Genomic DNA, 9471 nt, shown 5'->3' with positions numbered 1-9471 from the left:
TCTTTTTTTCCCCCCCCCCCCACCCCCCCCCCCCCCCCCCCCCCCCCCCCCCCCCCCCCCCCCCCCCCCCCACCCCCCCCCCCCCCCCCCCCACCCCCCCCCCCCCCCCGGGCCCCACGGCCGTCCTCAGCTCGCCGACAGGCGCGGGGTGCGCGGTGGCTCCGTCCGGCGGCTGCCGGTCGCCTCGAAGGCGGCGGCGAGGGCCAGCAGGGCGTTGTCGTCGTAGGCGCGGCCCGCGAAGGTCAGGCCGACCGGCATGCCGGCGTCCGCCATGGTGCCCATGGGGACGGTGACCGTCGGGATGCCGAGGTGGCGGGGGACGAGGTTGCCGTTGGCGACCCAGACGCCGTTGCGCCAGCCGAGGTCGGCGGACGCCTCGGAGACGTCCATGTCGGCGGGCGCCACGTCGGCGACGGCGGGGAACACCACCGCGTCCAGGCCCAGTCCGTCCATCCACAGCTCCAGGTCGACCCGGCGGGTCTCCTCCAGCCCGCGCAGCCCCTGCTCCAGGTGCGGCATGTCGGTGAAGGACGCGTACGGGCGCTCCCGCACGAAGCGCGGGTAGTCGCCGACCGAGTCCTCGAAGTTGTCGTAGCGGTCCGGGAGTTCACCCTCGTGCTTGGGGAAGATGCGGTCGCCGTCGACCTCGGCCAGGGTGGCCAGCGCCGGGTCGCCGTTGGCGCGCAGGAAGTCGTCCCAGGCCCAGGCGGAGAGGTCCTCGATCTCCACGGTGAGGTAGTCGCGGCCGACCAGGCCGCGGGTGAACAGCGAGGGCGCGCCGGGGCGGTCGGACTCGTAGTTGGTCACGACCGGGAAGTCGACCTCGACGACCTCGGCGCCGGCCGCCTCCAGGTCGCGGCGGGCGGCGTCCCACAGGTCGATCACCGAGGGGCGGGTGTCGATCGGCCGGCCGGTCTGGCCGCCGATGCCGCCCTCGGGGTTGGTGCCGGCGTCGGGGTCGGCGTTGATGTACATCCGGGGGACGCCGACGCGCTTGCCGGCCAGCGCGGCGCGCGCCGCCGCCGGGTCGGCGGGTGCGAGCTCCGGGTAGGAGGCGGGGCGCACCTGCGAGGCGGCGGGCAGCTCCACCCAGGGCTGGGCGCGCCAGAGGTCGCCGCGGGTCTCCGGGTCGTCGCCGACCACGACGTCGAGCAGTTCGAGCAGGTCGGCCATGGTGCGGGTGTGCGGGACGACGACGTCCATGGTCGGGACGAGCGGCCAGTTGCCGCGCACCGAGATGACGCCGCGGCTGGGCGTGTAGGCGCACAGCGCGTTGTTGGAGGCGGGGGCCCGGCCCGAGGACCAGGTCTCCTCGCCGAGGCCGAAGGCGCCGAACGAGGCGGCCGTGGCGGTGCCGGAGCCGTTGGAGGAGCCGGAGCCGTAGGCGCTGGTGAGCCAGTCGGCGCTGTACGGGCTCTCCGCGCGGCCGTACACGCCGCGCTGCATGCCGCCGTTGGCCATCGGCGGCATGTTGGTGAGGCCGATGAGCACGGCCCCGCCGGCGCGCAGCCGCTCGATGGCGAAGGCGTCGCGCTGGGCCACGAGGTGCTCGAAGGCCGGAGAGCCGGCCGCGGCGGTCAGGCCCTTGGCGAGGTAGCTGTCCTTGGCGGTGTACGGGATGCCGTCCAGCGGGCCGAGGGTCTCGCCGCGCGCGCGGCGGGCGTCGGAGGCCTCGGCCTCGGCGCGGGCGTCCGGGTTCATCACGACCATCGCGTTGAGCGCGGTGGCGGTGCCCGGCCGGTCGTACGCCTCGATCCGCGCGAGGTAGGCGTCGAGCAGGCCGACCGCGGTGGCATCGCCCTTCTCCAGCGCCGCGCGCAGCTCGGCGATACCGGTCTCCACAACATCGAATCCGCGCGTCATGCGGGTGTCTCCTGGATGGGTCGGGTCGGGGTGTGCGAACCGCCGGTCGGACGGTCCGCGGTCGGCGTGCGTCCGGTCGTACGGCCGGGTGCAGAGGTCGGCAGCTGGTGCTGGAACGTTCCAGCATCAGCGCACTTTACGTACTGCTGGAACGTTCCAGCAAGGTGGTGGGAGCCGGAATGAAGATCGGTGCGGGCTGGGTCTAGACTTCCGGGCTGTGACCAGCCGCTCCGTGACCCTGATCGACGTGGCCCGGGTGGCCGGGGTGTCCAAGAGCACCGCCTCCAACGCGCTGGGCGGCTCCGGCCGCGTCGCCGAGGCCACCCGGGAGCGGATCCGGGAGGTGGCCCGGGAGCTCGGCTACCGGCCGAACAGCGCGGCGCGCAGCCTTCGCCGATCCAGTACGGGCGCGATCGGACTGCACCTGCCGCGCACGGCGACCCGCCTGGACTACTACATGAACCTGGCGTTCGGCGCCGTCGAACGGGCCAGGGAGGACGGTCTGGACCTCGTGCTCCTGGCCCCCGGCACGGCATCCGGCGGCGGGCTCGCCTCCCGGGTCGACGGCCTGCTGGTGATCGACCCCGAGCTCGACGACCAGGCCGTGCCGGACCTGCTGAACGCGGGCGTGCCGGTCGTCACCGGCGAGCGCCACCTCGGCGGGGGAGCCGCGCCGAGCGGCGCGGTGGTGTGCGACAACGCGGCCTCGCTGCTCGCCCTGCTGGACCACCTCGCCGAGCGCGGCGCCCGCCGCCCGGCGCTGCTGGTGCCCGGCCCGGCCTCGGACTGGGCGGCGGCGCTGCGGGACGCCGCGCGGACCTGGAGCCGCCGGGAGGGCGCCGAGGTGGTCGTGCGGCCGGTGCCGTTCGCGGCGACCCCGGCCGAAGTCGAGGCGATCACCACGGACCTGCTCGCCGGCGTCCCCGGCCTGGACGCGGTGATCAGCGCCCCCGACGGGGCGGTGGCCGGGGTGCTCGCGGCCGCGGCGCGGGCCGGCCTGCGCCCGGGGACCGACCTGCTGGTGGCGGCGTGTGTCGACGGCGCCGCCGCACGCGGATCCAGCCCGCAGGTGACGGCGGTCGATCTGCGGCCCGCGGACTACGGCCGGGCCTGCGCGGCCCTTCTCGGCGACCTGCTGGCCGGGACGGTCGAGCCCGGCACCGTCCGTCGCCACGACTGGACGCTGAACGTCCGGGCGTCCACGGCCGGCCGGGCCTGACACCGGGTCACGCGTTCCTTCGAGCCTCGGGTGCGGGGCACGGGCGGGCACGGGCCGGAGCGGGAGAGGGCCTGATCGAGGTGCCCGAGCCCAGCTCGGTGGTGTTCCAGGACGCCCGGCTGCTGCCCTGGAGCCGGGTCCTCGACAACATCGCCCTCGCACTGCCCGGCCCGCGCGCCGCCGCCCGCGAACTCGGGCGCGCGGCACTGGCGAGGTGGGCCTTGCCGACAAGGAGAACGCGTGGCCCGCCACCCTGTCCGGCGGCGAGGCCGCCCGGGTCGCCCTCGCCCGGGCGCTCGTGCGCGAGCCCCGGCTCCTGCTGCTCGACGAGCCGTTCGGCGCCCTCGACGCGCTCACCCGCATGCGCATGCACGGCCTCCTGCGCGACCTGTGCGCCCGTCACCGCCCCGCCGTCCTGCTGGTCACCCACGACGTGGACGAAGCCCTGCTCCTCGCCGACCGCCTCCTCGTCGTCGTCGACGGCCGTTTCTCCCTCGACCTGCGCCCGACCGTCCCCGCCGGCCCCGACCGCCGCCACCCCTCCTTCGCCGACCTGCGGGACCGCCTCCTCCTGGCCCTCGGCGTCCCGGAGGACGCCCGCGCCCGACCGCCTCCGGTGGTGCCCCGGCCCGGCGGGGCCCGGGGGAGCGGTGTCTCGGCGGGTGCTCCGGCCGGGGACCTCACGGACGTGCGACCGTGGCGTCCCCAGCCGCCCCGGTGCCGCCGCGGGGGCGGGGCCGGCGTTGTCGGAGGCCGCTCCTACAGTGAGGCCCATGGGACTTTCGATATCCGTGGGACTCCTCGACGACCAGGCTCGCAACGATGCCGAGGGGCTCGAGTACCACCGCTCCGCCTTCGCCCGCCTCAGCCGGGCGCTGACGGCGGAGGACATCGGCTGGCAGGAGCCGGAGATCACCGATCCGCCCCGTACCCGCACCTTCTCCGCCGGTTTCCCCTACGGGTACCTGACCCAGCTGCGCCGCATTCTGGTCCTCAAGGAGTTCGGCGAACCCGTCACGTCGGCTCTGGAGGTCGGCGAGCACCAGTACGAACTCGACTGCGAGAAGGTCCGGGACGAGACGACGAGGTTCGACTCCCACCTGCTCTGCCATTCCGACAGCGCCGGCTACTACGTGCCGGTCGACTTCGAGGACCCGCTCTTCCTCCCCGACGAGGCGGGAGTCGAGGGCGGCGGAATCGTCGGCTCCAGCCAGCGCCTGCTGGCCGAACTCTCGGGCATCGCGTCATCGATCGGCATCGACCTCGACGAGGAGGGTGTTCCCCTCGCTGCGGGGGAGACCGGGCCGGCCGCGGATCCCGTGACGGACGGACCGTTCGAGACCGAGCGGTTCGCCTGGCGCGGGCTCTACCGGGCATGCCTGGCGAGCATCGCCGGCGGGCACGCCATCGTGTTCCACTGACTCTTCCGAGGGCAGCGGCCGCCACGAGTGTCGCGGCCGGGCGACGCAGATTCATTCCGTTCCTCCGAGATCTCCGGACGGTGCCGTCCGGGCATTTCCGTGTTCGAAGAAGTGCGTCGAGAGTCGGCCAGGGCCGAGGCCGGTCCGCCCGTGTCGGACCCTCCACCTTCCCCGGCGGGTCGCGCCTCCTGTCCGCTGGATGTCAGGACGCGTGACGTTCCGACCGGGTGGGCGCGTGTCGCGGCCATCCTGCCACCCCTCGCTCCCTCGGGTCGGTACCGCCTGCAGGCCCCGGGCTGGGATCGTGGCCCTCGGCGAGTCCCATCGGACCCGGGTGCGACGCCTACGGCTCACTTCTCGACGAGGACGATGTCCTCGATCCGGGGGCGCAGCTTGATCGTGTCGCCGAGGGCATCGATGCTGCGGTGCAGGCCCTTGGTCGAATTCCTCCGGAACGCCGGGTGGACCAGGCCGCGGGACAGCAGTTCGTGGTTGACGGCCTGGTGCGGCAACGGCACGTCGACCCTGATGACGGCCCCGCTCTCGGCGTCCGGGATCGGCGCACCCTTGCCGACCACGGCGACGCGGCGCCCGTAGGTGTCGCCGCCGCCGGTGAGGATGAATCCGGCGACGGACTCCGGGGTGGCGGAGACGACCTCCTCGTCCGCCGCCGACGAGTAAGGACACCCTGCGCCTCATTCGGGCCGAGGCTTCTCGGGTAAGTCGAAAATCCCAGGTCAAGAAGCTTTCTCATATCAATTCCATGATTCGGGTGGAGTTGCCGAAGCACCGAGTCTGGACACTGTGCACCTGCGGGATTACAGCCTCTCCACAGCCTGCGGCAGCAGGAAAGGAAAGAGGGGAGGGAATGACGAGCGGCGGCCGCAATGCCGCCTGCCCTGTCATTCGGCGGGATTTCTCATTCACGGAAAGCGGCCCACGAGGCTGGCGGGGCCTCGTGATTCGACTCGAAATGCTCCTGCCGGCCGGCGCGACGAAGCCGTTCGGGGCAGGGCCCGAACCTGCCGATCGGCAGGTAGGGCTCGATCAAACTCCACTGCTCGTCGGTGAGTTGCCTGCGCGTCAGATCAAACGGGCCTACCGGGTTCTGCCCCGGAGCGGGGCAGAACCCGAAGATTGATCACAGCATCACACAGGCCCTACCTCGACGAGGGCTCCGGCGGCCCGCAGAACGACTTCACCAACCGCAACACCACCTTCATGACCTGGAACCAGCTCCACCTCGCCCGCATGCTCAAGGACGCCGGCGGCATCCCCGCCCACGGCAACCAGCGCTCCGAGTGGGACGCCGGCTGCCGCTTCGACTTCGAGAACCCCGAACACCGCTGAATGGGCAGCTCCGACCGACCCGTGGGACAGCTGTCTGCACGGATGGTCGGCGCTCTGTGTTCCGGAGGAAGGGAACGCAGAGTTCTGAGACGTCGGTCGTCGGCGGCCATGTTCCGGCTTTGGCATTTCGTGGGTGTGGGCCTTCAGGTGCCGTAGCGGCTTGTACGGGTACTGCATCCCCCTGACCTGCGGCCGGGGCGCCGACAATGTTGCTGACCTGCGGAAATAACGTTCACGGGTTTTAACTGTTCGGCAGCGTTTTCACTCCTTGTGTGCCGTGAGAGTGCCCTGCGGATACCTCGTCCGACGAAGATCAGCTTGTCTCCGCTGTCCTCTCGGAGCTTTCCGACTTGTACGGGTGGGGTGCTGCGGGCTGAGCCGGCCTCGGTGTCGGCCGCTTGCGGCCCGACGGGCGGTCAGGGCACCCGAAGCTGAAGACGGGTGTCAGCCGAGCGGGCGACGCCCTGCGAGAACCGGGCTCAGCTGCCGTATCGCCGTTGCCTGGCCGCGAAGCTGCGGACGGCGCGCAGGAAGTCGACCTCGCGGAAGGCGGGCCAGTGGGCCTCGCAGAAGTACAGCTCCGAGTAGGCGCTCTGCCAGAGCAGGAAGTTGGAGAGCCGTTGTTCGCCGCTGGTGCGGATGACGAGGTCGGGGTCGGGTTGGCCGGCGGTGTAGAGGTGCGGGGCGATGTCGAAGACCGTCAGGGTGTCGGCCACTGCGGTCAGGGATGCGCCGGACTCGGCTCGCGCGTACATCAGGTCGCGCACGGCGTCGACGACCTCCTGGCGGCCGCCGTAGCCGACGGCCAGGGTGACGTGGGCGCCGGTGGTGCAGGTGCGGGTGGCCTCGACGGCCTCCTTGAGGGCGCGGGCGGTGCTGTCGGGCAGGGCGTCGGTCATTCCGGCGAGGTGGACCTGCCAGCGGGCGTCCGGGCGGGTGAGGCGGTCGGTGACCACCTGCTCGATCAGCCGCATCAGGTAGGCGACTTCGGTGTCGCCGCGGCGCTGGAGGTTCTCGGTCGAGCAGACGAAGACGGTGATGTGCTTGATCCCCAGTGCCTCGCACCAGGAGAGCACCTCCTCGACGTGTTCGGCGCCCGCCTTGTGGCCGAGGCTCGGGTTGGCCATGCCCATCTGCCGGGCCCAGCGGCGGTTGCCGTCCATGATCAGCCCGATGTGCCGGGGCAGTGGGCCCGCCATGACCTCGCGGCGCAGGCGGCGGGTGTAGAGGGAGCGGAGCAGGTCGGGCATGAGCACCGTCCGGGTGGGTCGGGAGCGGCTTGCCGGTCTGGGCGAGCCGCTCGGGCGGGCGCCGAGCGGCTCACGACGCCGCCGGCAGGTCGCTCAGTGGTGCAGGTCGTGCAGGTCGTGCAGGTCGCTCAGGGTGCCCGCGCACACCGCCGTCAGCAGTAGCAGGCCCACGCCGATGCCGGCGCCGAGCGGGTGGAATCCGTCAGCGGCGATGGAGAGTCCGAGGATGGTCGCGCCGCCGGTGGCGCTGGCACCGGCGAGGGTCCGTACGCCGGCCCGGAGGCGGCCGGTGCCGGGTGGCACGACGGCGTCCGCGCCGATGCCGGTGAAGATGCGGGGGATCTGGATCGCGCCGAGGCCGAGGGAGATCCACCAGGCGGCGAGCACGGCGGTGCGCAGGGTGGGCGGCGAGGCGTCCGCGTCCACGCCGCCGTGCACCAGAACGACCACGGTGGTGCCGAGGAGCGTGGGTACGGCGAGACGGCGGAGCGCCCACCCGAGCAGCGTGATCGCGGCGCTCGGCGTGGGCCGGGGCCGGGGTGCGACGAGGGCGATGCCGAGCAGCAGCAGGGTGGTGCAGCCGCGCATGACTCCGTTCCGCACGCCGTCGGCGGGCAGGGGGCCGGCTTGTTCGGCGGCCAGGTGGCTCAGGAACCAGGCGGCGAGGGCGACCGTGATGCCCATGGTGGCCACCCGCCGCTGGCGCTGTGCCGGGGAGTCGGCGGGCCAGTGGGCGGGGTGCAGCCACATGTCCACGATGCCCGCGACCAGGTTGGGCCACGACTTCCAGCCCGCGCCACGGGCCTCGTCCTCCACCATCGAGCCCCAGCGCTCGCGGAAGGCGTCCGGGTAGAGCCTGACCAGGCTCCGGGTGACGATACTCACGCCGGGTTCACCCCCAGGCGCCGCAGTCCCGCGTTCGCGACGCGGGCCATGGCGCGCAGTTCGCGTTCCAGAACGTCGCGGCCGAGGGGCGTCAGCTGGACCGGGCGCTGGCGGCCCTGCCCGTCGAGCGGCTCGATCAGCCGCTTCGTCTCCAGCCTGGCCAGCGCCCCGTACAGGCTGCCGGGGCCCAGCCGCTCCCCGGTCAGCTCCTCGATCGCCGTGTTGATGGCGTATCCGTGCATCGGCCCGTCGGCCAGCGCGCAGAGCACCAGCGTCTGGGCGTCGTTGGCTTGCATGTGTCGTTCCTTCCGATCTGACGGAGCACCATACTACGTGCCGCGAACTACGTGCCACGTACTACGCGATGTGTACTATCGCCGTCATGCGCAACGACGTGACGATCGATCAGCTGGACGTCGGACACCCCGCTCGGCCCGCCGCGGCCGCGGCGCTGTCGACGTCCGCCGCCGGCGCCGCCGCCTTCACCCTGTTCGCCTACCTGACGACGCAGGTTCGCTCGGTGCGGGCCGGCAGCCCCTGGCAGGGCGATCCGTACGACGCGGTGGTGACCTTCACCATGTTCTTCGTCCCCCTGCTCAGTGCGCTCGGTGCGGTCCGGGCGCTGCTGTGCCGCCGCGACCGGCCGCTGCCGCGCTACCGGGTCGAGCAGGTGCTCCGGGCCGCGCTGGTCTGCACGCTGCTCGTCGCCGCCACGCTCGCCACCGACTGGGCCGCGGTGGCCGCACGGGCGGACCGCGCGTCCTGGGACGGTGGCACCCCCTGGCTGATCGCGTCCCTGCTGCCGCTCACCGGGATGACGGCCGGGAGCCTGCTGCTGCACCTCCGGGCGATCCGACGGCTACCGAAGCCGGTGCGCGGGGCCGAGGACACGGACGGGGACTGGCTGGACGACCTCGCGCCCCTCGCGAACCTGCTCGCCGGCCCCCGCTCCCGCGCGGGGCGCGCACTCGCCGCGCTGATCGGCCGCGGCACGGTGCTCGGCTTCGTGCGTCCGCGCTTCGCCCCGCTCGCCGCCGCAGCCGCCCTCACTGCCGGCCTGCTGGTCGCCACGGGACTGGCCTCCGGCGAGGGCTGGCCCGGGGCGCTGCTCTTCACCGTGGAGGCCGCGGTCTTCGCGGGCGGAACCTTCGCCTTCGTGATGATCTGCAACAGCGTCCTGCGGTTCGCCGCGTCCCCTCCCGCATCGGGGACGCGACGGGCCGCCCGGATCGCGACCACCGCAGGCGCGTTGACGCTGCCGGTCTCGTTGGCGCTGCGGGACACCGCCTGGCGGCTGCTCGGGCTCGGCGACCAGGTCGACTCCATCGGACAGTGGGCGGCCTTCGCACTCGCCTGCGCGCTACTGGCGGGCGCGCTCACCTTCGGTGTGGCCGCGACCGGAACCAGGGAGTGACAGCCGCGGACGTGGGGGCGGTCGGCTGCTGCACGGCGGTTGTCATGTCTCTTGGAGCCAGGGCCTGTT

8 protein-coding genes and 2 pseudogenes are annotated in these 9471 nt (G+C 73.1%); 5 read left to right on the top strand and 5 right to left on the bottom strand.

What is annotated here, in order from left to right; all coding sequences use genetic code 11:
* Nucleotides 1–126 precede the first annotated feature (126 nt).
* On the bottom strand, nt 127–1863 hold the full coding sequence (locus ACZ6EM_RS03790; RefSeq protein ID WP_401054258.1) for an amidase: 1737 nt from the start codon (nt 1861–1863) through the stop codon (nt 127–129).
* Between the two features lie 217 nt (nt 1864–2080).
* Between ACZ6EM_RS03790 and ACZ6EM_RS03785 the strand changes: the two genes are divergently transcribed.
* From ACZ6EM_RS03785 to ACZ6EM_RS03775, 3 genes and pseudogenes are all read left to right on the top strand, one after another.
* Complete coding sequence (locus tag ACZ6EM_RS03785; protein WP_465771558.1) at nt 2081–3082, top strand: LacI family DNA-binding transcriptional regulator; 1002 nt, start codon at nt 2081–2083, stop codon at nt 3080–3082.
* Nucleotides 3040–3695: pseudogene (locus ACZ6EM_RS03780) on the top strand (ATP-binding cassette domain-containing protein); the annotation flags it as partial. The gene ACZ6EM_RS03785 and the pseudogene ACZ6EM_RS03780, both read left to right, overlap by 43 nt.
* Before the next feature lie 160 nt (nt 3696–3855).
* Nucleotides 3856–4503 (top strand): hypothetical protein, encoded by a 648-nt coding sequence (locus ACZ6EM_RS03775; RefSeq protein ID WP_465771557.1) that lies wholly within the window; start codon nt 3856–3858, stop codon nt 4501–4503.
* Nucleotides 4504–4853: 350 nt separating this feature from the next.
* Here the strand turns inward: ACZ6EM_RS03775 and ACZ6EM_RS03770 are convergent, their stop codons facing one another.
* Nucleotides 4854–5081 carry a hypothetical protein gene (locus ACZ6EM_RS03770; RefSeq protein WP_465771556.1) on the bottom strand — a complete coding sequence of 76 codons (228 nt, stop codon included), beginning with the start codon at nt 5079–5081 and terminating at the stop codon, nt 4854–4856.
* A 583-nt stretch (nt 5082–5664) separates the two neighbouring features.
* On the opposite strand from ACZ6EM_RS03770, the pseudogene ACZ6EM_RS03765 reads away from it, so the two are divergent.
* Nucleotides 5665–5853 (top strand): annotated as a pseudogene (locus ACZ6EM_RS03765) (flavodoxin family protein); the annotation flags it as partial.
* A gap of 479 nt (nt 5854–6332) precedes the next feature.
* Here ACZ6EM_RS03765 and uppS read toward each other — a convergent pair.
* From uppS to ACZ6EM_RS03750, 3 genes are all read right to left on the bottom strand, one after another.
* Nucleotides 6333–7109 (bottom strand): polyprenyl diphosphate synthase, encoded by a 777-nt coding sequence (gene uppS, locus ACZ6EM_RS03760; RefSeq protein ID WP_465771555.1) that lies wholly within the window; start codon nt 7107–7109, stop codon nt 6333–6335.
* A gap of 87 nt (nt 7110–7196) precedes the next feature.
* The gene (locus tag ACZ6EM_RS03755; protein WP_465771554.1) at nt 7197–7988 is read right to left on the bottom strand and encodes a hypothetical protein; all 792 of its coding nucleotides are present in this window, start codon (nt 7986–7988) and stop codon (nt 7197–7199) included.
* Nucleotides 7985–8284 (bottom strand): PadR family transcriptional regulator, encoded by a 300-nt coding sequence (locus tag ACZ6EM_RS03750; RefSeq protein ID WP_465771553.1) that lies wholly within the window; start codon nt 8282–8284, stop codon nt 7985–7987. The genes ACZ6EM_RS03755 and ACZ6EM_RS03750 overlap by 4 nt, the downstream gene beginning before the upstream one ends.
* 86 nt (nt 8285–8370) lie before the next feature.
* Between ACZ6EM_RS03750 and ACZ6EM_RS03745 the strand changes: the two genes are divergently transcribed.
* Nucleotides 8371–9402 (top strand): hypothetical protein, encoded by a 1032-nt coding sequence (locus tag ACZ6EM_RS03745; RefSeq protein ID WP_465771552.1) that lies wholly within the window; start codon nt 8371–8373, stop codon nt 9400–9402.
* Nucleotides 9403–9471: the final 69 nt, after the last annotated feature.

Source organism: Kitasatospora sp. NPDC041917, assembly GCF_055589745.1.
This window is presented reverse-complemented; position numbering and strand designations above follow the sequence as displayed.

Bases quoted from the DNA above. Each gene is read 5' to 3' on its own strand.
- ACZ6EM_RS03790 (WP_401054258.1), bottom strand. From the start codon at position 1,863: ATGACGCGCGGATTCGATGTTGTGGAGACCGGTATCGCCGAGCTGCGC.
- ACZ6EM_RS03775 (WP_465771557.1), top strand. From the start codon at position 3,856: ATGGGACTTTCGATATCCGTGGGACTCCTCGACGACCAGGCTCGCAAC.
- ACZ6EM_RS03750 (WP_465771553.1), bottom strand. From the start codon at position 8,284: ATGCAAGCCAACGACGCCCAGACGCTGGTGCTCTGCGCGCTGGCCGAC.
- ACZ6EM_RS03745 (WP_465771552.1), top strand. From the start codon at position 8,371: ATGCGCAACGACGTGACGATCGATCAGCTGGACGTCGGACACCCCGCT.